Origin of the sequence: Burkholderia sp. RF7-non_BP4, from assembly GCF_001521935.1 — a bacterium.
GTDB lineage: Bacteria > Pseudomonadota > Gammaproteobacteria > Burkholderiales > Burkholderiaceae > Burkholderia > Burkholderia diffusa.
The window spans coordinates 1-23,591 of record NZ_LOTA01000004.1; the positions used below are offsets into that span (position 1 = coordinate 1).

The 23,591-nt window shown below is 69.1% G+C and carries 22 protein-coding genes and 1 pseudogene; 18 read left to right on the forward strand and 5 right to left on the reverse strand.

From position 1 onward, the window contains the following. From WS49_RS02155 to WS49_RS02170, 4 genes and pseudogenes are all read left to right on the forward strand, one after another. Nucleotides 1–267, forward strand: a pseudogene (locus tag WS49_RS02155) (amidohydrolase); the annotation flags it as partial. A 92-nt stretch (nucleotides 268–359) separates the two neighbouring features. Continuing rightward, nucleotides 360–1,274 (forward strand): hypothetical protein, encoded by a 915-nt coding sequence (locus WS49_RS02160; RefSeq protein WP_059524055.1) that lies wholly within the window; start codon nucleotides 360–362, stop codon nucleotides 1,272–1,274. After that, nucleotides 1,271–1,969: a YoaK family protein gene (locus WS49_RS02165; protein ID WP_059524057.1), complete on the forward strand. Its 699-nt coding sequence runs from the start codon at nucleotides 1,271–1,273 to the stop codon at nucleotides 1,967–1,969. The genes WS49_RS02160 and WS49_RS02165 overlap by 4 nt, the downstream gene beginning before the upstream one ends. Continuing rightward, nucleotides 1,966–3,456 carry an alginate export family protein gene (locus WS49_RS02170; protein WP_059524059.1) on the forward strand — a complete coding sequence of 497 codons (1,491 nt, stop codon included), beginning with the start codon at nucleotides 1,966–1,968 and terminating at the stop codon, nucleotides 3,454–3,456. The genes WS49_RS02165 and WS49_RS02170 overlap by 4 nt, the downstream gene beginning before the upstream one ends. 105 nt (nucleotides 3,457–3,561) lie before the next feature. On the opposite strand, the gene WS49_RS02175 is transcribed toward WS49_RS02170, so the two are convergent. Continuing rightward, nucleotides 3,562–5,148 carry an acid phosphatase gene (locus WS49_RS02175; RefSeq protein ID WP_059524061.1) on the reverse strand — a complete coding sequence of 529 codons (1,587 nt, stop codon included), beginning with the start codon at nucleotides 5,146–5,148 and terminating at the stop codon, nucleotides 3,562–3,564. Between the two features lie 222 nt (nucleotides 5,149–5,370). Between WS49_RS02175 and WS49_RS02180 the strand changes: the two genes are divergently transcribed. The 3 genes from WS49_RS02180 (at nucleotide 5,371) to WS49_RS02190 (ending at nucleotide 7,692) form a co-directional block, all read left to right on the forward strand. After that, complete coding sequence (locus WS49_RS02180) at nucleotides 5,371–6,711, forward strand: cytochrome-c peroxidase (protein WP_059524063.1); 1,341 nt, start codon at nucleotides 5,371–5,373, stop codon at nucleotides 6,709–6,711. Nucleotides 6,712–6,823: 112 nt separating this feature from the next. Next, on the forward strand, nucleotides 6,824–7,210 hold the full coding sequence (locus tag WS49_RS02185) for a hypothetical protein (RefSeq protein ID WP_059524065.1): 387 nt from the start codon (nucleotides 6,824–6,826) through the stop codon (nucleotides 7,208–7,210). An 11-nt stretch (nucleotides 7,211–7,221) separates the two neighbouring features. Continuing rightward, a complete protein-coding gene (locus WS49_RS02190; RefSeq protein WP_059524067.1) occupies nucleotides 7,222–7,692 on the forward strand; it encodes an NUDIX hydrolase in 471 nt (156 codons plus the stop codon). A 119-nt stretch (nucleotides 7,693–7,811) separates the two neighbouring features. Here WS49_RS02190 and WS49_RS02195 read toward each other — a convergent pair whose 3' ends face one another. Continuing rightward, complete coding sequence (locus WS49_RS02195; protein ID WP_059524069.1) at nucleotides 7,812–9,521, reverse strand: glutamine--tRNA ligase/YqeY domain fusion protein; 1,710 nt, start codon at nucleotides 9,519–9,521, stop codon at nucleotides 7,812–7,814. 253 nt (nucleotides 9,522–9,774) lie between these two features. Here WS49_RS02195 and WS49_RS02200 point away from each other — a divergent pair, with 253 nt between their 5' ends. Continuing rightward, nucleotides 9,775–9,984: an ornithine acetyltransferase gene (locus WS49_RS02200; RefSeq protein WP_006497729.1), complete on the forward strand. Its 210-nt coding sequence runs from the start codon at nucleotides 9,775–9,777 to the stop codon at nucleotides 9,982–9,984. Between the two features lie 169 nt (nucleotides 9,985–10,153). After that, the gene (locus tag WS49_RS02205) at nucleotides 10,154–10,702 is read left to right on the forward strand and encodes an RBBP9/YdeN family alpha/beta hydrolase (RefSeq protein WP_059524070.1); all 549 of its coding nucleotides are present in this window, start codon (nucleotides 10,154–10,156) and stop codon (nucleotides 10,700–10,702) included. Nucleotides 10,703–10,779: 77 nt separating this feature from the next. Here WS49_RS02205 and WS49_RS02210 read toward each other — a convergent pair whose 3' ends face one another. After that, the gene (locus tag WS49_RS02210; RefSeq protein ID WP_059524072.1) at nucleotides 10,780–12,000 is read right to left on the reverse strand and encodes a CaiB/BaiF CoA transferase family protein; all 1,221 of its coding nucleotides are present in this window, start codon (nucleotides 11,998–12,000) and stop codon (nucleotides 10,780–10,782) included. 239 nt (nucleotides 12,001–12,239) lie between these two features. On the opposite strand from WS49_RS02210, the gene alaS reads away from it, so the two are divergent. Further along, nucleotides 12,240–14,864: an alanine--tRNA ligase gene (gene alaS / locus WS49_RS02215; RefSeq protein WP_059524074.1), complete on the forward strand. Its 2,625-nt coding sequence runs from the start codon at nucleotides 12,240–12,242 to the stop codon at nucleotides 14,862–14,864. Nucleotides 14,865–14,997: 133 nt separating this feature from the next. On the opposite strand, the gene WS49_RS02220 is transcribed toward alaS, so the two are convergent. Further along, on the reverse strand, nucleotides 14,998–15,915 hold the full coding sequence (locus WS49_RS02220) for a LysR family transcriptional regulator (protein WP_059524076.1): 918 nt from the start codon (nucleotides 15,913–15,915) through the stop codon (nucleotides 14,998–15,000). Nucleotides 15,916–16,039: 124 nt separating this feature from the next. On the opposite strand from WS49_RS02220, the gene WS49_RS02225 reads away from it, so the two are divergent. The 8 genes from WS49_RS02225 (at nucleotide 16,040) to WS49_RS02260 (ending at nucleotide 23,057) form a co-directional block, all read left to right on the forward strand. Beyond that, complete coding sequence (locus WS49_RS02225) at nucleotides 16,040–17,296, forward strand: YbfB/YjiJ family MFS transporter (protein WP_059524077.1); 1,257 nt, start codon at nucleotides 16,040–16,042, stop codon at nucleotides 17,294–17,296. A 121-nt stretch (nucleotides 17,297–17,417) separates the two neighbouring features. Beyond that, a complete protein-coding gene (locus tag WS49_RS02230; RefSeq protein WP_059524079.1) occupies nucleotides 17,418–17,954 on the forward strand; it encodes an NUDIX domain-containing protein in 537 nt (178 codons plus the stop codon). 139 nt (nucleotides 17,955–18,093) lie between these two features. Further along, entirely contained in the window at nucleotides 18,094–18,531 is a 438-nt protein-coding gene (locus tag WS49_RS02235; RefSeq protein WP_059524081.1) for an acyl-CoA thioesterase, read from the forward strand. Nucleotides 18,532–18,544: 13 nt separating this feature from the next. Continuing rightward, nucleotides 18,545–19,480: a branched-chain amino acid ABC transporter permease gene (locus WS49_RS02240; protein WP_059524175.1), complete on the forward strand. Its 936-nt coding sequence runs from the start codon at nucleotides 18,545–18,547 to the stop codon at nucleotides 19,478–19,480. Next, nucleotides 19,473–20,699 carry a branched-chain amino acid ABC transporter permease gene (locus tag WS49_RS02245; protein WP_059524083.1) on the forward strand — a complete coding sequence of 409 codons (1,227 nt, stop codon included), beginning with the start codon at nucleotides 19,473–19,475 and terminating at the stop codon, nucleotides 20,697–20,699. Before WS49_RS02240 ends, WS49_RS02245 begins: the two co-directional genes overlap by 8 nt. Then, the gene (locus WS49_RS02250; RefSeq protein ID WP_059524084.1) at nucleotides 20,696–21,445 is read left to right on the forward strand and encodes an ABC transporter ATP-binding protein; all 750 of its coding nucleotides are present in this window, start codon (nucleotides 20,696–20,698) and stop codon (nucleotides 21,443–21,445) included. The genes WS49_RS02245 and WS49_RS02250 overlap by 4 nt, the downstream gene beginning before the upstream one ends. Next, nucleotides 21,442–22,146: an ABC transporter ATP-binding protein gene (locus tag WS49_RS02255; RefSeq protein ID WP_059524086.1), complete on the forward strand. Its 705-nt coding sequence runs from the start codon at nucleotides 21,442–21,444 to the stop codon at nucleotides 22,144–22,146. Before WS49_RS02250 ends, WS49_RS02255 begins: the two co-directional genes overlap by 4 nt. A 164-nt stretch (nucleotides 22,147–22,310) precedes the next feature. Continuing rightward, nucleotides 22,311–23,057: a glucose 1-dehydrogenase gene (locus WS49_RS02260; RefSeq protein WP_059524088.1), complete on the forward strand. Its 747-nt coding sequence runs from the start codon at nucleotides 22,311–22,313 to the stop codon at nucleotides 23,055–23,057. A gap of 22 nt (nucleotides 23,058–23,079) precedes the next feature. On the opposite strand, the gene WS49_RS02265 is transcribed toward WS49_RS02260, so the two are convergent. Then, nucleotides 23,080–23,574: a heme-degrading domain-containing protein gene (locus WS49_RS02265; RefSeq protein ID WP_059524090.1), complete on the reverse strand. Its 495-nt coding sequence runs from the start codon at nucleotides 23,572–23,574 to the stop codon at nucleotides 23,080–23,082. Nucleotides 23,575–23,591: the final 17 nt, after the last annotated feature.

Genomic DNA, 23,591 nt, shown 5'->3' on the forward strand with positions numbered 1-23,591 from the left:
GGGCCGTTCGCGTCGCACGACGCGCCGATTCCGCCCGCGATGCCGGACTGGTCGCCCGTGCGCGAGTACGGCGGCTATGGCGGCTGGGGCGCGACGCAGCGCAACGGCGCACCGCTGCAACGTGCGGCGGCCGCCGCGATGTGCGGCTGCGCGAATGCGTGCGACGTGCACCAGCATGCGCATGCGAGCGCGTGGGGCAGCGCATTGCCGACGTCGGACGCCAAGGGCTTCTGGGGCGCGTTCGGTTGTTCGTGCTGGGCGGTTTGACATGTCGACGACAAGCGGCCGGCGACGGGCCGAGAGTGACCGGGATCGCCCGAGCCGCTGCACCATTTGATGAAACAACAAGGACCTCCGTTATGAACTTTCTTCGTTCCGCGTTGCTGGCGCTTGCGATTGCCAGCGGCCTCGTCGCCGCGCCTGCCGCGTTCGCGAAACCTCCCGTGCCGCCCGCCGTCGCGCCCACGGTGGCCGTCGGTCCGCAGTACGATACGACGCACGTGTGCGTGGCACCGGAAGACTTCGACCGCTTCACCGACAGCTTCGTCGCGACATTCGGCGGCAGCAAGTCGAAGCAGGGCGTGTTCCAGGTCACGCCGACACCGAGCCAGACGATGTCGCAGCTCGTGTTGACGCCCGTCGGCACGATCTCGGTGTTCGGCTTCAAGACACCGATCCCGTATCCGTTCTGCGCGGAGCGCACCGGCTATCTCGTCACGGACATGGACGTCGCCGTGAAGTCGGCGCGCGAGCACGGCGCCGACGTGATCGTCGACACGTTCCCGGATCCCATCGGCCGCGATGCGGTCATTGCATGGGCGGGCGGCGTGAAGATGCAGCTCTACTGGCACACGCAGACGCCGAACTACGACGCGCTGCAGACGATCCCCGAAAACCGCGTCTACGTGTCGTCGCAAAGCGTACGCAAGTTCGTGCACGACTTCGTCAAGTTCTCGAAGGGCAAGGTGGTGTCGGACAACCTGAACGCGCCGGGCATCGAGATCGGCCGGCCGAACGACACGTATCGCCGCATCCGCATCGAGTCGGGCTTCGGCAAGATGACCGTGCTCGTGACCGACGGCCATCTGCCTTACCCGTTCGGGCGCGAGATGACCGGCTACGAAGTGCCCGATCTCGCCGCGACGCTGAAGAAGGCCGAAGCCGCGGGCGCGAACGTGCTCGTGCCGCCGTTCGCGGCGGATGGGCGCGACGCTGCACTCGTGCAGTTCCCGGGCGGTTATGTCGCCGAGATCCACGCGAGCGTGACGCGATGAAGCACGAAGACACGATCCTTGCCGCGGTGGCCGGCTTCGTCGACACGCTGAGCTTCGTCGCGCTGTTCGGGCTGTTCACCGCACACGTGACCGGCAACTTCGTGCTGATCGGCGCGGGCATCGCGGGCTTCGGCCAGGGTGTCGTGCTGAAGCTCAGCGTGTTTCCCGCGTTCGTGTGCGGCGTGATCGCGGCGAGCCTGATCGCGCGGTCGATGTCCGGGCGACCCGCCTGGCAAGGTGCGCGCGCGCTGCACGCGGTGCAGGCCGTGCTGCTGCTCGGCTTCTGCGCGGCCGGCGTGTGGGCGACGCCCGTCACGCAGCCGGACGCCTTGCCGGCGCTCGTGGCCGGCATCGTCGGCACGTTCGCGATGGGCGTCCAGAACGCGCATCCGCGGGTGATTTCGCGCGCGGGCGGCGTGCCGAATACGGTGATGACGGGCAACGTGACGCAAGCGATCCTCGACGTCGTCGACCTGCTGTCGGCCGGCACGTCCGACGCCGCGCGCGCGGCGGCACGGGCGCGCTTCGGCAAGATGCTGCCGGCGATCGTCGCGTTCGCGCTCGGCGCGGCGGGCGGTGCGCTCGGGTTCCGCCATGTCGGATTCCTGGCGCTGCTCGTGCCCGTCGGCGCGCTTGCGATGCTTGCACTGCGTGCGGCGCAAGCGGCCGGACCCGCCACGCAGGAGCGCGCATGATCGCGCGGGCGCGGCGGAGACAAGGGAGGCGCCACGGCCGCCGCTTCGAGCGGGCCGCGCGCGTGTCGATCGTCGCGGGCCTGCTGCTCGCGGGCGCCGACGCGGCGTTCGCGGAATCGGCGGCGACATCCGCGTCGACATCGACATCCGGTGATGCAACCGCCTCGACCTGCACGGCGAAGCGGCCGACGGTGCTGTTCAACCGCTGGCAGGAAGACTGGTCGGTGCTGGCGAATCCGTGCGTGCCGCGCGCGCCGCTCGACGGGCTCAAATACATTCCGCTCGGCAATGATCCGGTATCCTATCTATCGCTCGGCGTGAACCTGCGCGAGCGGCTGGAGACCAACGACGCGCCGCTGTTCGGGATCGGCTCCGCGCAATCGGACACCTACCTGATCCAGCGCGTCGAAGTGCATGCCGATGCGCATCTGGGCCGGCACTGGCAGTTCTTCGTGCAGTTGCAGGACGACCGCGCATTCGGCAAGAACACGATCTCGCCGGTCGACAGGAATCCGCTCGATCTCGAACAGGCATTCGCGACCTACACGGGCGCGCTCGGCGGCGGCACGTTCAAGTTTCGCGTCGGCCGGCAGGAAATGGCGTTCGACTTGCAGCGCTTCATCGCCACGCGCGACGGTCCGAACGTGCGGCAGGCGTTCGATGCCGTATGGGCCGACTACGAATACCAAAAGTGGCGCTTCATCGCGTATGCGACGCAGCCCGTGCAGAACCGCACGGTGTCCGCGTTCGACGACGTGTCGAACCGCGGCCTCACGTTCAGCGGCGTGCGCTTCGAGCGGCAGTCGGTCGGGCCGGGCGACCTGTCGGGCTACTGGTCGCGCTACAACCGCAGCAACGCGCGTTTCCTCGATGCGAGCGGCCCCGAGCATCGCGACGTGTGGGACCTGCGCTACACGGGCACGCAGGGCCGCTTCGACTGGGATTTCGAGACGATGCTGCAGACGGGGACGGTCGGTAACGACACGATCGGTGCGTGGGCCGTCGGCTCGATCGCCGGCTACAAGCTCGATGCGCCGTGGTCGCCGCGCATCGCGCTGCAGTTCGATGCGGCATCGGGCGACCGGCATCCGCACGACGGCCGCGTCGGCACCTTCAATCCGCTGTTTCCGAATGGCTATTACTTTACGCTGGCCGGCTATACGGGCTATTCGAACCTGATCCACGTGAAGCCGTCGGTGACGCTGAAGCCGTCGCCGAACCTGTCGCTGCTCGGTGCGCTCGGCTTCCAGTGGCGCGAGACGACCGGCGACGCCGTCTATCAGCAGCCTAACGTCGCGGTGCCCGGCACGGCAGGCAAGGGCGGCCTGTGGACAGGGATGTACGTGCAGTTGCGCGCGGACTGGACGATCGCCGCGAACCTGATCGGTTCGGTCGAGGCCGTGCACTTCCAGGTCGGCGACGCGATCCGGCAGGCGGGCGGCCACAACGCGGACTACGCCGGCGTCGAGCTGAAGTACGGTTGGTGACGCGGCCGCGCGGCAACCGCGCGCGTAACAAAAAGGGCGGCCCGCGGGGCCGCCCTTCGTTCGTCCGGGCCGGCAGCGCGGCCGGCCCCGTTCGCCGCGATGCCGTTACAGGTTCGGCGACAGCGCGAGCGCGTTCGTCAGGTCGCCCATCGGCTGCGCGCCGTTCGCCTTCAGCGCGTCGTCGCGCTGCTGCAGGCCCGCGAGGCGCGGCAGCGAGAAGCGACGCGTGATGAAGCGCAGGATCGAACCCGTGTCGTATTGCGTATGGTCCACGAAACCCTTCTTCGCGAACGGCGACACGATCAGCGCCGGAATGCGGGTGCCGGGGCCCCAGCGATCGCCGCTCGGCGGTGCGGCGTGATCCCAGAAGCCGCCGTTTTCGTCGTACGTGACGACCACGACCATGTTCTTCCACTGCGGGCTGGCCTGCAGGTGCGCGATCACGTCCGCGATGTGCTGATCGCCGGAGGTGACGTCCGTATACCCCGGGTGCTCGTTCAGGTTGCCCTGCGGCTTGTAGAACGTGACTTGCGGCAGCGTGCCCGCGTCGATCGCCTTGATGAATTCCGCGCCGTTCGCGCCGCCGTCGAGCAGGTGCTGCGCGCGGCTCGCGGTGCCCGGCGCCTGGTTCGCGTAGTAGTTGAACGGCTGATGGTGCGGCTGGAAGTTCGGCGTCGAGAGGTCGGCGCCGTAGATCACGTTCGACGTGCCGTTCTGGCTCGCCTGCAGTGCCTGGCCCCATGCGCCGCTATACCATGCCCACGACACGTTGGCATTGGTCATCAGGTCGCCGATGTTGGTCGCCGTCTGCGGCGGCATTGTCGAGGGATTGGCCGGGTCGGCGAGCAGCGGGTCGCCGCCCGTGGCGGCCTTGTTGCCGCTCGGCTGGTACGCCGGCTGCATCGTGTTGACACCGTAGAAGTCCGGCGTCAGTGCGCCGTCGTTGACGAACTTCGGCGGGCCGCTCAGCGCGGATGCCGGCGAGTTCGCGGCGACCGCCAGCGACTTGCCGTCGGCGTTCAGGACTGCGATCTTGCCGGCCGCCGGGCTCTTGTCGGCGTTCGCGTAGAACGGCGCGCACGCGCAGATCAGGTACTGGTGGTTCAGGAACGAGCCGCCGAACGCGCCCATGAAGAAGTTGTCGGCCAGCACATACTGCTGCGCGATCTTCCACAGCGGCAGCTTCGACGGATCCGGCGTGTAGTGGCCCATCGTCAGACCGCCCGCATCGGTCCAAGCGGCATACATGTCGTTCTTGCCGCCGTCGATCTGCATCTGGTCCTGGTAGAAGCGGTGCACGATGTCGCGCGTCGCGATGCTCATCGACTGGTTGAAGCCGTTGGGATCGTCGATCGCGAACGGGGCGTTCGGCAGGTTCGCCGTCATCGCTTCGGTGACCGCGGGCGTGATGCCGGTTGCGGTCAGACCACCCCAGATCTTCGGCAGCGTCGCCATCGTCGAGCCGTCGCGATCCTTCTGCACCGAGTTCGCTGCCGTTGCGTTCTGCAGACCGTTCGCGCCCGGGAAGTTGCCGTAGAGGTTGTCGAAGCTGCGGTTTTCCGCGTAGATCACGACGACGTTCTTCACGGCCGACAGGCCTTGCTGCGTGACGTCGTCGCCGCCGCAGGCGGTCAGGCTGAGCGCGGCCGCGAGGGCGATCGGCGTGTAGCGAATCCAGGCGTGCTTCTTCATGCGATGTTCTCTCTCATTCGTCGTTTGTCGCGTGTGGGAACCGGGTGGCGTCAGGCCGGAGCAGGGGCCACGGGGCACCGACCGGCTGCGCGCATTATCTGGAACCCGTTTGACAGCCGGGTGTAGGGGCGCTTTCAATTGACTGTCGGTCGAACGTCATGCACCGGTCACGGAACTGACATAAGCTCCGGCCGATTGCCCACCGCTACAAGAAGAACGACGATGCACAGCCTTCTGAAATCCCGCGCGTTCGCGCGATCGTTGATTCCTGCCGCGGCGACGCTCGCGCTGATGGGCGGGCTCGCGCCGCTCGCCGGTTGCGATGCGCGGCCCGGCGCGAACGCGCAGGCGGTCTCCGTTGTGTCGGCGGCGCAAGCCGCTCCGGCGGTCGCGCCGGCCAGCCAGCCGCAGACGCGCGCGCAGGTATTCGAGGGCGTGAAGCAGATGATGGCGCTCGGCAAGCAGTTGTTCTTCGATCCGTCGCTGTCCGGCTCAGGCAAGCTCGCGTGCGCGTCGTGTCATAGCGTCGAGCACGCGTTCGGCCCGCCGAACGCGCTGTCGGTGCAACTCGGCGGCGACGACATGCATCGCATGGGTTTTCGCGCGGTGCCGTCGCTGAAATACGTGCGCGGCATTCCGCCGTTCACCGAGCACTTCCACGATTCGCCCGACGAAGGCGACGAAAGCATCGATGCAGGCCCGACCGGCGGATTGACCTGGGACGGTCGCGTCGACACGCGCGATGCGCAGGCGCGCATTCCCCTCACGTCGCCATTCGAAATGAGCAGCTCGCCGGCGCGGGTCGCGCAGGCGGTGCGTGCCGCGCCCTATGCCGACGCGTTCCGCAAGGCGTTCGGCGATCGGGTCCTCGGCGACGATCAGGCGACTTTCGGTGCGGTGCTGCGTGCGCTCGACGCATTCCAGCAGCAGCCGGCATTGTTCGATCCGTACACGAGCAAGTACGACGCGTATCTGGCCGGCCATGCGCAGCTCACGCCTGCCGAATTGCACGGGCTGCAACTGTTCAACGACGAGAAGAAGGGCAACTGCGCGAGCTGTCACGTGAGCCAGCGCACGCTCGAAGGCGGGCCGCCGCAGTTCAGCGATTTCGGTCTGATCGCGATCGCGGTGCCGCGCAACCGCGCGCTGCCGGTCAATCGCGATCCGCGCTTCCACGATCTCGGCGCGTGCGGCCCCGAGCGCACCGACCTGAAGGGCCGCGACGAATTCTGCGGGCTGTTCCGGACACCGTCGCTGCGCAACGTCGCGTTGCGCAAGACGTTCTTCCACAACGGCGTATACCACTCGCTCGAGGACGTGATGCGCTTCTACGTCGAGCGCGACATCCATCCGGAGAAGTTCTATCCGGTCGTGCACGGCAAGGTGCAGGTGTACGACGACCTGCCGAAGCGCTACTGGCCGAACATCAACCGCGAGCCGCCGTTCGACCGCAAGCGCGGCGACGCCCCCGCGCTGAACGCGGCCGAGATCAAGGACGTGATCGCGTTCCTGAACACGCTGACCGACGGATATCAACCGGCGGCCACGTCGGCCGCGCGCTAGAACGCGGCCCGTGCGGCACGCATGCTATGCTCGCTGGCTGACGGGCGTGGCGCGTGCCGGTGTGCCGGCCGTGCGCCACGCCGTTCGATCGAACATCCAAGGAGAACAACACATGTCGATGCGTGCATCCCTTTCCGTCGTCACGCGCGTGCTGGCCGGCGCCGCGTGCGCAGCCGCAATGCTGCCCGCCCACGCGCAAAGCAACCTCGGCTTCCTGAACGATACGCCGCTGGCCTACTTCAGCAAGGCCGACCGCGCGTCGCTGGCCAAGGCCGTCGTGCAGGCGCGCGACGAAGGCAAGGACGGCGAGACCACGACGTGGCAGAGCAGCGGTCGCGGCACCCAGATCGACGCGAAGCTGACGCCGTCGACGTCCGAGAACGACGGCAAGACCTGCCGCGAAATCGCCACCGACATTTCCGCGAAGGGCCAGACGATGACGCTCAAGCCCGTCTATTGCAAGACCGCCGCGGGCAAGTGGCAGCTGCAGAAGCGCTGAGCGCGCGAGCAATGAAGCGCAGCGGTGCGCCGCGCACGGTTTCGTGCGGCGTCGTGATTCTCGACGGGGCCGGCCGCGTGTTCCTCGCGCACGCGACGGACACCACGCACTGGGATATTCCGAAGGGGCAGGGCGAGCCCGGCGAATCGCCGGCCGACGCGGCGCTGCGGGAGCTGCGCGAGGAAACCGGCATCGAACTCGCGGCGGCGCGGCTGCTCGACCTCGGCCGCTTCGCATACCGTCACGACAAGGACCTGCACCTGTTCGCGGTGCGGGTCGCGGACGACGAGATCGATCCCGCGCACTGCACGTGCACGTCGCTGTTCCCGAGCCGTCGCGACGGCTCGCCGATTCCCGAGATGGACGCGTATCGCTGGACCGCGCCCGGCGACGTCGACGCGTATGCGAGCCGCAGCCTCGCGCGGCTGTTTCGCACGACGCTGTCGCTCGCGGATTTGCATCGGCGGCTGGCGGGGGCGTGAGCGCAGCCGCTTCGATCCCGACGATCCCGCGCATGCAATAAAAAACCGGCCCGAAGGCCGGTTTTTTTATCGTCACGCGACGCCGGCTCGGTGCCGCGCGCCGCGCATGGAGCACGCCGTCAGGCCGGCTTGCCCCAGCTGTCGCGCAGCCCGACGATCCGGTTGAACACGGGCTTGCCCGGTTTCGAATCGACGCGGTCGGCGACGAAATAGCCGTGACGCTCGAACTGGAGGCGCGTTTCCGGCGCGACGTCGCCGGCGCCCGGTTCGACATAGGCCTGCGTGACCTTCTTCGAATCCGGGTTCAGCGCTTCGAGGAAGTTCGCGCCGCCCGCGTCCGGATGCGGCTCCTTGAACAGCCGGTCGTAGATCCGCACTTCGGCCGCCTGCGCATGCTTCACGCTGACCCAGTGGATGTTGCCCTTGACCTTGTAGTTGTTCGCGCCTTCGGTGCCCGACTTGCTGTCCGGGAAGTAGTTGCAGTGCACGGCCGTCACGTTGCCGTCGGCGTCCTTGTCGAAGCCCGTGCACTCGATCACGTAGCCGTAGCGCAGGCGCACCTTGTTGCCCGGGAACAGGCGGAAATAGCCCTTCGGCGGGTTCTCGACGAAGTCCTCGCGTTCGATCCACAGCTCGCGCGAGATCGGGAACGTGCGCACGCCGCGCTCCGGGTGATGCGGATGCACGGGGGCCGTGCACGCTTCCTCGAGGTCTTCCGGGTAGTTGTCGATCACGAGCTTCAGCGGATCGAGCACGGCGACCGAGCGCGGCGCCTTGTCGTCGAGGTCGTCGCGCAGCGCGCCTTCGAACACGCTCATGTCGATCCACGAATCGACCTTCGTCACGCCGATCCGCTCGCAGAACAGGTGGATGCTTTCCGGCGTGAAGCCGCGGCGGCGGATCCCGACGATCGTCGGCATGCGCGGGTCGTCCCAGCCTTCGACGTGGCCTTCCGTGACGAGCTGCAGCAGCTTGCGCTTGCTGGTGATCGCGTACGTGAGGTTCAGGCGCGAAAATTCGATCTGTTGCGGCAGCGGACGCGTGAACATGCCGGCGTCCGCGAGTTCGTTCAGCACCCAGTCGTACAGCGGGCGGTGATCCTCGAACTCGAGCGTGCACAGCGAGTGCGTGATGCCTTCGAGCGCATCCGAGATGCAGTGCGTGTAGTCGTACATCGGATACACGCACCAGGCGTCGCCGGTGCGGTAGTGGTGCGCGTAGCGGATCCGGTAGATCACCGGGTCGCGCATGTTCATGTTCGGCGAAGCCATGTCGATCTTCGCGCGCAGCACGTGCTCGCCTTCCTTGAACTCGCCGGCCTTCATCCGGCGGAACAGGTCGAGGTTTTCCTCGGGCGAACGGTCGCGGTACGGCGACGGCTTGCCGCCTTCGGTCAGCGAGCCGCGGTTCGCGCGCATTTCCTCGGCGCTCTGGCTGTCGACGTACGCCTTGCCGCGCTGGATCAGCAATTCGGCGAATTCGTACAGCTTGTCGTAGTAGTCGCTCGCGAAATACTGGTGATCGACCGCGTCCTTGCGCCAGTCGAAGCCGAGCCAGCGGACCGCGTCGACGATCGAGTCGACGTATTCGACGCTTTCCTTTTCCGGGTTCGTGTCGTCGAAGCGCAGGTGGCACACGCCGCCGTAGTCGCGCGCGACGCTGAAGTTCAGGCAGATGCTCTTGGCATGGCCGATGTGCAGATAGCCGTTCGGCTCGGGCGGAAAGCGCGTCTCGACGCGGCCGCCCCATTTGCCGGTGCGGTTGTCGTCGTCGATGATGTTGCGGATGAAGTTGGAAGCCGCGGGGGCGTCGTTGCGTTCGGTGCTCATGCGGTTGGCGTCAGGTTGTGTCGGCGCGTCGCGCCGGTTTAATCCCGTAATTCTACCTGACCGGGGTCCGTCCCGCGCGGGTTGCGCCACCGGGCGGGCCGGTTCGCGGTGCGGAACCGCAATATCTCGATTGTGTGTCGGCTGTAACACGACGTAAATCGGATTGCCCGCCGCATTCGGCGTTTCCTATGATGGCTTTACCGATTCAATGCCGCCATTCGTATTTTTTGCTGGCGGGAGGACACCAACAATCATGATGAAGAAGACCACTTTTCTCGTTCGTACCGCGGTAATCGTCGCGGCCCTGTCGCAACTCGGCGCATGCGCGATGACGCATACGCAACGTAACGCCGGTATCGGCGCGGCCGCGGGCGGCGCGCTCGGCTACCTGATCACGGGTGGCCCGGTCGGCACGGTTGCCGGCGCCGCGGCAGGCGGCTTGGTCGGCGCCGGCGTGCGCTGATCGAAGCCGGCGCGCGTGAGCGCCGGCTGGTCGTGACGGCGTTGCCGCATCACGGCCCGTTCCTGCTCCGCACATCCATTCCGCGATTCGACAGGCAGCATCAGGGAGGAGCGGGTGTGCGACACTTCGTCGACGTCACATAACGACTTCATTCGTCGACGAACCCTCCATGAGCGATTCTCTCGTTTTCGTGCTGCCGGGCTACGGCAACTCCGGTCCGCTCCACTGGCAAAGCCGCTGGGAGCGCGCCGACGCGCGTTTCGTGCGCGTCGCGATGCCCGACTGGGACCGTGCGTTCCGCAACGGCTGGTGTCTCGCGCTCGACCGCGCGGTCGAGGCCGCACCGGGCCCCGTGACGATCGCCGCGCACAGCCTCGGCACGTTGACCACCGCGTGGTGGGCGACCCGCTACGCGCGGCCGGCCGCGCTCGCGAAGGTGCGCGGTGCGTTGCTCGTCGCGTTGCCCGATCCGGCCGGGCCGGCGTTTCCGGCCGACGCGCACGGTTTCGGGCCGGTGCCGCATGAGCGGCTGCCGTTTCCGACCTGCGTGGTGGCAAGCAGCGACGATCCGTACGGCTCGATCGCGTTCGCGCGCGGCTGCGCGCACGCGTGGGGCAGCACTTTCCATGACCTCGGCCCGCGCGGCCACATCAACGCGGACAGCGGACTCGGCGACTGGCCCGACGCGCGAGGCTGGCTCGATGCGCTCGCGCGCTAGCAGCTAACAGGCGGTCCATCGATCCGTCAGCGTCCGCCGGCACCCGGAGGCGCCGCGGCGCGCTCGTCCGGGTCGGTTCAGATCGCCTGCTTCGCCTTCAGCGCCGCAATGCGCGCCTCGTCGTAGCCGAGCATGTCGCGCAGTACGTCTTCCGTCTGCGCGCCGAGCAGCGGCGGGGCGGTACGCGCGTCGGGCGGCGTCGCGCTCATCCGGATCGGATTGCGCACGAGCTTCACGTCCGCGCCGCACGGGTGCGGCAGCGACACCTGCATCCCGCGCGCGACCACCTGCTCGTTGTCGAACACCTCGTCGAGTTCGTTGATCGGCCCGCACGGCACGCCGGCCGCTTCGAGCGCGCCGATCCAGTCGGCCTTGCCGCGCGTCTTCACCATCTCCGCGAGGATCGGCACCAGCGTGTCGCGATGGCGCACGCGCGACGGGTTGGTCGCGAACCGTTCGTCGTCGGCCAGCTCGGGCCGGCCGCCGGCCTCGACGAATTTGCGGAACTGCCCGTCGTTGCCGACCGCGACGATGATCCAGCCGTCGCTCGTCTGGAACGTCTGGTACGGCACGATGTTCGGATGCGCGTTGCCCCAGCGTACCGGCGGCTTGCCGCTCGCGAGGAAGTTGGTGTTCATGTTCGCGAGCAGCGCGACCTGCACGTCGAGCAGCGCCATGTCGATGTACTGGCCTTCGCCCGTGCGGTCGCGGTGCGCGAGCGCGGCGAGCACCGCGATCGTCGAGTAGAGGCCCGTCGCGAGATCGGCGATCGCGACGCCGGCCTTCTGCGGGCCGCCGCCCGGCTCGCTGTCGCGCTCGCCGGTGATGCTCATGAAACCGCCGATTCCCTGGACGATGAAGTCGTAGCCCGCGCGATGCGCGTACGGGCCCGTCTGGCCGAAGCCCGTGACCGAGCAGTAGACGAGATCGGGCTTCACCGCGCGCAGCGATTCGTAATCGAGCCCGTACTTCTTCAACTGCCCGACCTTGTAGTTCTCGAGCACGACGTCGCTCTGCGCGGCGAGCTCGCGCACGATCTGCTGGCCTTCCGGCGTCGCGATGTCGACCGTCACCGAGCGTTTGTTGCGGTTCGCCGCGAGGTAATACGCGGCCTCCGCCGTATCGTCGCCGTTCGCGTCCTTCAGGTACGGCGGCCCCCAGTGCCGCGTGTCGTCGCCCGCGCCGGGGCGCTCGACCTTGATCACGTCCGCGCCGAAATCGGCGAGCGTCTGCGCGCACCACGGGCCCGCAAGCACGCGGGTCAGGTCAAGCACGCGGATATGGCTCAGGGCACCCATCGTCGAATCGTCTCCTTTCATGGCTCGCCCGGCCGGGGCAAGGCGGATTGGCATGCCGAGCATCTTAAGGCGAATCGGCCGCATGGGTGGCCCAGGCCGGTCGTCCGCCGCGCCGGGCCGCTGCCGTCAGGGCCGCCGATCTGTATCGTATAATCGACCGTTTACGATATTTGCCCGCCGTGCGTCCGCGAGGACGGCCGGCGTTTGAAGCCGTCTCAGCCAGACATTCCCCGCACGCCATGAAAGCTGCCGAAATCCGCGAGAAATTTCTCAAATTCTTCGAATCGAAGGGCCACACGATCGTCCGCTCGTCGAGCCTCGTGCCCGGTAACGACCCCACGCTGATGTTCACGAACTCGGGCATGGTCCAGTTCAAGGACGTGTTCCTCGGCACGGACCCGCGTCCGTACTCGCGCGCCACCACGGCGCAGCGCAGCGTGCGCGCGGGCGGCAAGCACAACGACCTCGAGAACGTCGGCTACACGGCGCGCCACCACACGTTCTTCGAGATGCTCGGCAACTTCTCGTTCGGCGACTACTTCAAGCACGACGCGATCAAGTTCGCGTGGGAGCTGCTGACCACGGTCTACCAGCTGCCGAAGGAAAAGCTGTGGGTCACCGTCTACCAGGAAGACGACGAAGCGTACGACATCTGGGCGAAGGAAGTCGGCGTGCCGACCGAGCGGATCATCCGCATCGGCGACAACAAGGGCGCGCGCTACGCGTCGGACAACTTCTGGACGATGGGCGACACCGGCCCGTGCGGCCCGTGCACGGAAATCTTCTACGACCACGGCCCGGACGTGTGGGGCGGCCCGCCGGGGTCGCCTGAAGAAGACGGCGACCGCTACATCGAGATCTGGAACCTCGTGTTCATGCAGTTCAACCGCGACGCGCAGGGCAACATGACGCGCCTGCCGAAGCAGTCGGTCGACACCGGCATGGGCCTCGAGCGTCTCGCCGCGGTGCTGCAGCACGTGCACAGCAACTACGAGATCGACCTGTTCCAGAACCTGATCAAGGCCGCCGCGCGCGTGACCGAGATCAGCGACCTCACCAACAACTCGCTGAAGGTGATCGCCGATCACATCCGCGCGTGCTCGTTCCTGATCGTCGACGGCGTGATTCCCGGCAACGAAGGCCGCGGCTACGTGCTGCGCCGCATCGTGCGCCGCGCGATCCGCCATGGCTACAAGCTCGGCCGCAAGGGCTCGTTCTTCCACAAGCTGGTGGCCGACCTCGTCGCCGAGATGGGCGCCGCGTATCCGGAACTGAAGGAAGCCGAACAGCGCGTGACGGACGTGCTGCGCCAGGAAGAAGAGCGCTTCTTCGAGACGATCGAGCACGGGATGTCGATCCTCGAGGCCGCGCTGGCGGAGGTCGAGGCGAAGGGCGGCAAGGTGCTCGACGGCGAACTCGCGTTCAAGCTGCACGACACCTACGGTTTCCCGCTCGACCTCACGGCCGACGTGTGTCGCGAGCGCGGGATGACGGTCGACGAGCCGGCATTCGACGACGCGATGGCGCGCCAGCGCGAACAGGCGCGTGCGGCCGGCAAGTTCAAGGCCACGCAGGGCCTCGAGTATTCGGGCGCGAAGACCACGTTCCACGGCTACGAGGAAATCGCGTTCGACGACGCGAAGGTCGTCGCGCTGTACGTCGACGGTTCGGCCGTCAACGAAGTGAAGCACGGCCAGGATGCGGTCGTCGTGCTCGACCACACGCCGTTCTACGCGGAATCGGGCGGCCAGGTCGGCGACCAGGGCGTGCTCGCGAACGCCGCGACGCGCTTCGCGGTGGCCGACACGCTGAAGGTGCAGGCCGACGTGATCGGCCATCACGGCACGCTCGAACAGGGCACGCTGAAGATCGGCGACGTGCTGCGCGCGGAAATCGACGCGCACCGCCGCGCGCGCACGCAGCGCAACCACTCGGCCACCCACCTGATGCACAAGGCGCTGCGCGAAGTGCTTGGCGCGCACGTGCAACAGAAGGGTTCGCTCGTCGACGCGGAGAAAACCCGCTTCGACTTCGCGCACAACGCGCCGATGACCGACGACGAAATCCGTCGCGTCGAGCAGATCGTCAACGACGAAATCCTCGCGAACGCGCCGGGCATCGTGCGCGTGATGCCGTACGACGAAGCGGTGAAGGGCGGCGCGATGGCGCTGTTCGGCGAAAAATACGGCGACGAAGTGCGCGTGCTCGACCTCGGCTTCTCGCGCGAACTGTGCGGCGGCACGCACGTGCACCGCACCGGCGACATCGGCTTCTTCAAGATCGTCGTCGAAGGCGGCGTCGCGGCCGGCATCCGCCGCGTCGAGGCGATCACCGGCGACAACGCGGTGCGCTACGTGCAGGAGCTCGACGCCCGCGTGAACGAAGCCGCGGCCGCGCTGAAGGCGCAGCCGTCGGAACTCACGCAGCGCATCGCGCAGGTGCAGGACCAGGTGAAGTCGCTCGAGAAGGAACTGGGCGCGCTGAAGTCGAAGCTCGCGTCGAGCCAGGGTGACGAACTCGCGCAGCAGGCCGTCGAAATCGGCGGCGTGTACGTGCTCGCGGCGACGCTCGACGGCGCCGACGCGAAGACGCTGCGCGAGACGGTCGACAAGCTGAAGGACAAGCTGAAGAGCGCGGCGATCGTGCTGGCGGCCGTCGAAGGCGGCAAGGTCAGCCTGATCGCGGGCGTCACGCCGGATGCGAGCAAGAAGGTCAAGGCCGGGGAGCTCGTGAACTTCGTCGCGCAGCAGGTGGGCGGCAAGGGCGGCGGCCGTCCGGACATGGCCCAGGCAGGCGGCACGGAACCGGCGAACCTGCCGGGCGCGCTGGCAGGCGTCAAGGGCTGGGTCGAAGAGCGTCTTTGATCGGTATGGTTGATGCGATGCGGTCTTGCTGACCCCATCGCAGCGCACGAAAGAACGACCCGATCGGCAGTGGCCGGTCGGGTCGTTTTGTTTTTGCCGGTGCCCGGGATGAGCGCGTGCCGGCGCGGCGGAATCAGGCCGGTAATGCCGTCGCCGGCAACGCGGGCGCATCCCCCGATTCCCGCGCGGCATCGCCGAGCGCATCGCGCAACGCGGCGAGCGCCGCCGACGCGTAACCGTGCCGCCACGCGAGCAGCGTGTCGATCCCTTCGAGTTCCGCGATCGTATGAGCGGCGACGTTGCCGGTCTCGGGCTGAAGCTCGAGCACCGAGCGCGGCGCGACCGCGATGCCCGCACCGGCCGCGACGCACGCGACGATCGCGTGATACGAACCCAGTTCGAGCACGCGCGCGGGCTTCATCCCGTGCGCCGCATACCATCGCTCGACATACTTCCGGTACGTGCAGCCGCGCTCGAACGCGATCAGCGTCGGCAGGATCACGTCGCGCGGCGTGCGCACCGGCGGATGGCCGCGCGGCGTCAGCAGCACCAGATCCTCGCGGAAGATGGGCACCGTCTCGAACGTGTCGGGCAGCGTGTCCGGCTCGGGCGGCCGCGCGAACAGCGCCGCGTCGATCTCGAAGTCGCGCACCTTGTCGATCAGCCAGCCGGTTGTGCCGGTCACGAGTTCCAGCGACACGTCGGGCCACGCATGGTGATAGCGCGCGAGCACGGTCGGCAGCCGGCTCGCGGCCGTGCTTTCCATCGTGCCGAGCCGCAGCCGCCCGCGCGGCGTGTCCTCGCGCACCGCGTCACGCGCCTCGTCGGCAAGCTCGAGCAGCCGCTCCGCGTACGGCAGCAGCGTGTGCCCGGCCGGCGTCAGCACGAGCCGACGGCCGTCGCGCACGAACAGCGCCGCGCCGAGTTCCTCCTCGAGCTGCTTGATGCGCGTCGTCACGTTCGATTGCACGCGATTGAGCTTCGCCGCCGCGCGCGTGATGCCGTTCTCGCGCACGACGGCCCGGAAAATCGCCAGCGCCGCCAGGTCCATGATTCTCTCCATGCGATGAATGGATTCTCAATTATTCATTTTTAGAGAACGTTCGGTCAAGCTACGATACACGCAATCCGATTCCCGTTCCGGCCGTCGCGCAACCCGCGCGGCCCATGCCGCCATGTCCCGTTCCGATGCCCCGAGCGCCGCCGGCGTACACCTGTCCGATGACGCCGACCGCCGCGCCCGCGCTGCCGCGCTTGCCTGCATGATCGGACTCGCGGTCGCGCTCGGCGTCGGCCGCTTCGCGTTTACGCCGCTGCTGCCGCTGATGCTCGCCGACGGCTCGATCGGCCTGAAGGCCGGCAGCTGGCTCGCGTCGGCGAACTACGCGGGCTATTTCGTCGGCGCGGTCAGCTGCGCGGCGGTGCGGGTCGAGCATGCGCGGATGGTGCGCTTCGGGCTTGGCGCCACCGTGCTGCTGACCGCCGCGATGGGCATTGGCCATTTGCTGCCCGTGTGGCTCGTGGTGCGCTTCGTCGCGGGCGTCGTCAGCGCATGGACGTTCGTGTTCGTGTCGCAATGGGGGCTGCGGCGGCTCGCCGAGCTGCACGCGCCCGAGTGGAGCGGGGTGATCTACGCGGGGCCCGGCGTCGGCATCGTGCTGACGGGCCTGATCGGCAGCGCACTGGCCGGCCATCGCGCGGCGCCCGGCTGGCTCGGTTTCGCGGCGCTGTCGGCGGTGCTGTCGATCGCGATCTGGCGCACGTTCGGCAGCGTGCCGGTGCCGGCGGCGGCAACCGTATCGTCGGCCGCGCCCGTCCGGCATGCGGCGACGGACGCGGCACCGCACGACGCACGGCGCCATCGCGCCGACGCCGCATGGCTCGTCGTCCTGTACGGGATGCCGGGCTTCGGCTACATCATCACCGCGACGTTCCTGCCGGTGATCGCGCGCGCCGCGCTGCCGGCCGGCTCGCCGTGGCCGGACCTGTTCTGGCCGATGTTCGGCGCGGCGCTGATCGTCGGCGCGATCGCGGCCGCGCGGCTGCCCGGCCACTGGGACAACCGGCTGCTGCTCGCCGCCGGTTGCGCGACGCAGGCGCTCGGAATCGCGGCGGGGATCGTGTGGCCGAATGCGGCTGGCTTCTCGATCGGCAGCGCGCTGCTCGGCCTGCCGTTCACTGCGATCACGCTGTTCGCGATGCGCGAGGCGCGGCGGCTGCACGGCGAGCGCGCGGCTGGGCTGATGGGCTATGCGACCGCGTCGTACGGGGTCGGGCAGATTCTCGGCCCGCTCGTCGCGGCGCCGCTGACCGCGCGCTTCGGGTCGTTCTCGCCAGCGTTGTGGGTCGCGGCGGGTGCCTTGCTCGTCGGTGCCGCCGGCTTCGCGGCGACGGCCGCACGCGGGCGTGCGCAACCGCGCATGCAACCCTGACATCATCGGGGCCGGATCGTCAGCGACGCGGGCAAACTCGCTAGAATGAAGCCTTTCCTGCGCCGGGCAGGCGTGCGAGGCGGCTTGCCGGCCGCCGTCGGCGCTTGCCAGATTCTCATCGATGACCATCGCCGACTACCGTTTTTGCCCGCGCTGCGCGCGTCCGCTGACCGAGCGCGCCGATCCCGAACACGAGGGCGGGCGTGTCCGCCAGGCCTGCCCGGACGACGAGTGCGGCTACGTCCATTGGAACAACCCGCTGCCGGTGGTGGCCGCCATCGTCGAGCTCGACGGCAAGATCCTGCTCGCGCGCAATGCGGCCTGGCCGGAGGGGATGTTCGCGCTGATCACGGGTTTCCTCGAGAACGGCGAGACGCCCGAGGACGGCATCGCGCGCGAGGTGTTCGAGGAAACCGCGCTGAAGGCCGAGCAGGTCACGCTGGTCGGCGTGTATGAATTCATCCGCAAGAACGAGCTGATCATCGCGTATCACGTGCGCGCATCGGGCACCGTCGCGCTGTCGCCGGAGCTGCTCGAATACCGGCTCGTCGAGCCGCCGTTGCTGCGCCCGTGGCGCGCCGGCACAGGCTACGCGCTGGCCGACTGGATGCGCGCGCGCGGCCTCGATTTCGAATTCGTCGATCGAGCGGGGCAGTGACGGGCCGCGCCGCTTCCGGCACGTCACCGGCCGCGCCGCGCACGGTCGCGACGCGGCAATCCGCCGTTCGTCGGCGCGCCGTCTCGCACGGCCACCGCGCGCCGTCCGCTTCGTCTTCTTCCTCCTGACCGCCATCGCCATGTCCGACAAGCCGCAGCCGCGTTCCCGCGACGCCTATCGCCACTTCCTGCCGATCACGACCCGCTGGATGGATAACGACGTCTACGGACACGTGAACAACGTCGTGTACTACAGCTACTTCGACACCGTCGTGAACGAATACCTGATCCGCGCGGGTGTGCTCGACGTCGAGCACGGGCAGACGATCGGGCTCGTGGTCGAGACGCAGTGCAACTACTTCGCGCCGCTCGTGTTTCCGCAGTCGGTCGATGCGGGGCTGCGCGTCGCGAAGCTCGGCACGTCGAGCGTGCGCTACGAGATCGGGCTGTTCGCGGCAGGGGCGGCCGCGCCGGCCGCGCAGGGACATTTCGTGCATGTGTACGTCGATCGCGGCACGCGCCGCCCGGTGCCGCTGCCCGACGCGCTGCGCGCGGCGCTCGAACCGCTCGCCGGCTGACGGGCGCGTGGCGGTGCACGCGTTCGCGCTCCAGGCGTTCAACGGCCTCAGCTACGGGTTGCTGCTGTTCATGCTGTCGGCCGGCCTCACTCTGATCTTCAGCGTGCAGGGCGTGCTCAACTTCGCGCATGCGAGCTTCTACATGCTCGGCGCCTACATCGGATACAGCATCGCGGCCCGCGCGGGTTTCTGGCCCGCGCTCGCGCTCGCGCCGCTCGCGGTCGGGCTGCTCGGCGCCGGCTGCGAGCGCTGGCTGCTGCGCCGCGTACAGCCGCACGGGCACACGAGCGAGCTGCTGTTGACCTTCGGGCTCGCATACCTGATCGGCGAGGGCGCGAAACTTTTTTGGGGCCTCGCGCCGCTGCCGGCCCCGGTGCCGCCGCTGTTCGACGGTGCGCCCGTGGCCGTGTTCGGCCTCGCGCTGCCGCGCTACCGGCTCTTCATGATGGCGATGTCCACGGCGATGCTGGTCGCGCTCGGCGTGCTGCTGCGCGCGTCGCGCATCGGGCTCGTCGTGCGCGCCGCGCTCACGCACCGCGCGGCCGTCGAGGCGCTCGGCTACGACGTGCCGCGCATGATGACGGGGCTGTTCGGCGCGGGCACCGCGCTCGCGGCGCTGGCCGGCGTGATCGGCGCGCCGCTCGCGGTGATCGAACCGGCGCTGGCCGAGACCGTCGGGTCGGTCGTGTTCGCGGTCGTCGTGATCGGCGGGCTCGGCTCGCTCGGCGGCGCGCTCGTCGCATCGCTCGCGGTCGGCTTCGCGCAGACCTTCGCGGCGGCCAGCGACACGTCGTTGCGCGACCTCGCGCAATGGTCGGGCGTCGCGCTGCCCGACAGCGTCGCTGCCGTGTCGATCGCGCAGCTCGCACCGCTGGTCCCGTACCTGCTGCTCGTCGCGGTGCTGGTCGCCCGTCCGCGCGGACTGTTCGGCGAGCGCGTCGATGGCTAGCCGCGCACGGGCCGGCGCACTGCGCTGGGTGCCGTTCGCCGCGTGCCTGATCCTGCCGGCGTGGCTGTGGCCGCATGGCGCGGTGCTCGGCTATCTCGCACAGACGGCCGCACTCGTCGTGCTCGCGCTGTCGTACAACTTGCAGCTCGGCACGACGGGGCTGCTGTCGTTCGGTCATGCCGCGTTCGCGGGCCTTGGCGCATTCGCTGCCGCGCATTGGTTCAATCATGTCGGTGGCCCGTTGCCGTTGTTGCCGCTCGTCGGCGGGGTGGCCGGCGCGGGCTTCGGGTTCGTCGCCGGCCTGCTCGCGACACGCCGGGCGGGCACCGTGTTCGCGATGATCACGCTCGGCCTCGGCGAGTGCGTCGCGGCCGCGGCGTGGAGCGTGCCCGCGTGGTTCGGCGGCCTCGGCGGCGTACCGATCGATCGCGCGAGCGGCACGCCGTTGACCGGTTGGCATTTCGGCGCGGAAACGCAGGCCTATGCCGTGATCGCCGCATGGTGCATCGTCTCCGCGGTGGCGATGCACGCGCTGACGCGCACGCCGCTCGCGCGGCTCGCGAACGCGGTGCGAGACAACCCCGCGCGCGTTGCCGCGCTCGGCACCGAGCCGCGTCGCGTGCGGCTCGCAATGGTGACCTGCGCGTCGTTCTTCGCGGGCATTGCCGGCACGCTGACGCTGATCGACGTCGAGATCGCGACGCCCGACAGCGTGTCGATGGCGCGTTCGGCGACCGTGCTCATCGCCGCGGTGATCGGCGGCACCGGCACGTTCTTCGGGCCGGCGGCCGGCGCGGTGGTGCTGACCGCGCTGAGCATCGTCGTCGCGGGCGTGTCGCGCGCATGGGCGCTGTATCTCGGCGTGCTGTTCGTCGCGGTCGTCGTCGCGGCGCCGCGCGGGATCGCGGGCATCGCGCGGACGCTTGCGCACGCGTCGCGCGGCGACGCGCCGCCCGCCGAGCGCTGGCGTGTGCTGTGCGGCATCGGCGCATGTGCGTTCTGGGCCGTCGCGATCGTCTGCGCGGCCGAACTGGGCTATGCATGGCGCTTCGCGCAGGACGACGGCGCGGGCATCGCGTTCGGCGCGTGGGGCATCGACGCCGATGCGCCGGCGGGCTGGGTCGTCGCATGCTCGGCGGCCGGCATCGGCACGTTGCTGTGGGGCTGGCGCGCACGGTTCCAGAACCACCGGCACGGCAAGCGGGAGGACGGGCGATGAACGGTAGCGCGATCGCGCTGCACGGGATCGTGCAGCGCTTCGGTGCGCAGACCGTGCTCGACGGCATCGAGCTGAACGTCCCGGTCGGCGAGCGTCACGCGCTGATCGGGCCGAACGGCGCGGGCAAGTCGACGCTGTTCGGCGTGATCGCCGGCGCGACGCGGCCGACGCGCGGGCGCGTCATGCTGCACGGCGTCGAGCTGCGCGGGCGCGGGCCGGTCGTGGCGAGCCGGCTCGGCATCGGCCGCAGTTTCCAGCAGACGAGCGCGTTCGCACGATTGAGCGTGTTCGACAACCTGCGCTGCGCGGCGCTGCATGCGCCGGCCGAGCGGCGGCGCTGGTGGAACCGGCTGCGCGAATCCGCGTCGGTCGATCGCGCGGCCGCGCGCGTGCTGAGCGACATCGGTCTCGATGCGCGGCGCGACACGCCGGCCGGCGAACTCGGCTACGCGGAACAGCGCGCGCTCGATCTCGGCATCGCGCTCGCGAGCGGCGCGCGCACGCTGCTGCTCGACGAACCGACGGCCGGCATGAACCGCGATCAGGCGGCGCGGATGATCGCGCTGATCCGCGCGACGACGCAGGGCCGCACGGTGCTGATGATCGAGCACGACATGGATGCGGTGTTCGGCTTCGCCGAGCGCATCACGGTGCTCGTGCGCGGCGCGGTGGTCGCGACCGGCGCACCCGACGCGATCCGCGCGGACCCGGCCGTGCGTGCGGCCTATCTTGGCGAGGGCGCATGAGCGTGCTGCTCGACATTCGCGGCCTGCGTGCGTGGTACGGAATGCAGCCCGTGCTCGACGGCGTCGATCTCGCGCTCGCGCCGGGCGAGACGCTCGCGCTGCTCGGCCGCAACGGCTCGGGCCGCTCGACGCTCGCGAAGGCCGTGATGGGGCTCGTACGCACCGCGGGCTCGGTGCGCGTCGCCGGCGCCGAATGCGCGGGCGCGCGCACGTTCGAGATCGCGCGGCGCGGGGTCGCTTACGTCGCTGAAAGCCGCGACGTGTTCCCGCTGCTGAGCGTGCGCGACAACCTGCGCCTCGGGCTGCGCGGCGTGCACGGCGCGGCCGAACGCGCGGCGCTCGACCGGTTGCTCGCGCGCTTTCCGCTGCTGGCCGCGCGGGCGGACGTGAAGGCCGGACGGCTGTCGGGCGGCGAACAGCAGGTGCTCGCGCTGGTGCGCGCGCTCGCCGGCCGCCCGCGCGTGCTGATCGTCGACGAACCGGCCGAAGGGCTCGCGCCGCTCGCGGTCGACGAAGTCGGCGCGTGTCTCGCCGCGCTGCAGGCCGACGGCGTCGCGATCCTGCTGATCGAGCAGCGGCTGCAGCTCGCGCCGCGGCTCGCGCGGCGCGTCGCGGTGATGGGGCGCGGTCGGATCGTCTACGACGGCCCGCTGGACGGGCTCGGCGCCGACGTCGTCAGTGCATGGTTGAGTGCCGGCTGACCGTCCGTCCGCCGATTGTTCGGATAACTCCGCCAGTCAATTCGCGTCGAGCCGCTTTATCGCCGCCGCGCGAGCCGCCAATATTGCCAGCAAGGCCGGTGTGCGCCGCGACTGGCGCGATCGGCACCCATCCATCGAACGTCTTCCGACTGAGGAATGAAATCATGAGCAAGCTGGCAAGCAAGGTAGCGATCGTCACGGGCGGCTCCAAGGGGATCGGCGCCGCGATCGCGAAGGCGCTGGCCGCCGAAGGCGCGGCGGTCGTGGTCAACTACGCGAGCAGCAAGGCCGGTGCCGACGCGGTCGTGAGCGCGATCGTCGAGGCGGGCGGCCGCGCGGTCGCGGTCGGCGGCGACGTGTCGAAGGCAGCGGACGCCCAGCGCATCGTCGACACCGCGATCGAGACCTATGGCCGTCTCGACGTGCTGGTCAACAATTCCGGCGTGTACGAATTCGCGCCGATCGAGGCGATCACCGAAGAGCACTACCGCCGGCAATTCGACACGAACGTGTTCGGCGTGCTGCTGACCACGCAGGCCGCCGTCAAGCATCTCGGCGAAGGCGCGAGCATCATCAACATCAGCTCGGTGGTGACGAGCATCACGCCGCCTGCGAGCGCCGTATACAGCGGCACGAAGGGCGCCGTCGACGCGATCACCGGCGTGCTCGCACTCGAGCTGGGCCCGCGCAAGATCCGCGTGAACGCGATCAACCCGGGCATGATCGTGACCGAAGGCACGCACAGCGCGGGCATCATCGGTTCGGATCTCGAGAAGCAGGTGCTCAGCGAAACGCCGCTCGGCCGCCTCGGCGAGCCGGACGACATCGCGTCGGTCGCCGTGTTCCTCGCATCGGACGACTCCCGCTGGCTGACCGGCGAGCGCCTCGTCGCGAGCGGCGGGCTGCACTGACCGCGCGAGTCGGCGCGCGCGGCTACGCGCTCATCGCGAGCGCGTTCGCGCCGACATGCCAGCGCAGGCTTTCGACGACGAGTGCGTGATCGCATGCGTCGTCGAGCCCCACGATCGTCATCGCGCCGACGATGCCGCCGCCGGCAAGCCGCAACGGCACGCCGCCGCCGTCGAGCGCATAGTCGACCTCCGACAATCCCTGCGACTGCAACGACCAGCCGGCGCGGCGAAAGCGCGCGCCGACCTCGAGCGAACTGACGCCGAAACGGAACACCGTGTTCTGTCGTCGGCGGATCGCGTCGCTGTCGTTCGCGCGGCTGCCGTCGAGCGCGCAGTAGAACAGCGGCGCGGCTTCGCCGACGATGCCGACCGCGATCGGCAGCCCGCGGCGCGCCGCGAGATTGACGGCGATGTCGCCGAGCCGGCGCGCGACGTCGGCATCGAAGTGCGACAGCGTCGGAGTCGACGCGGTGTCGCCGAAGGGCGCGGGTGCGAAGCGGGGGAAGGGGGGCGCCATGGCAGCTCCGTGTCGTC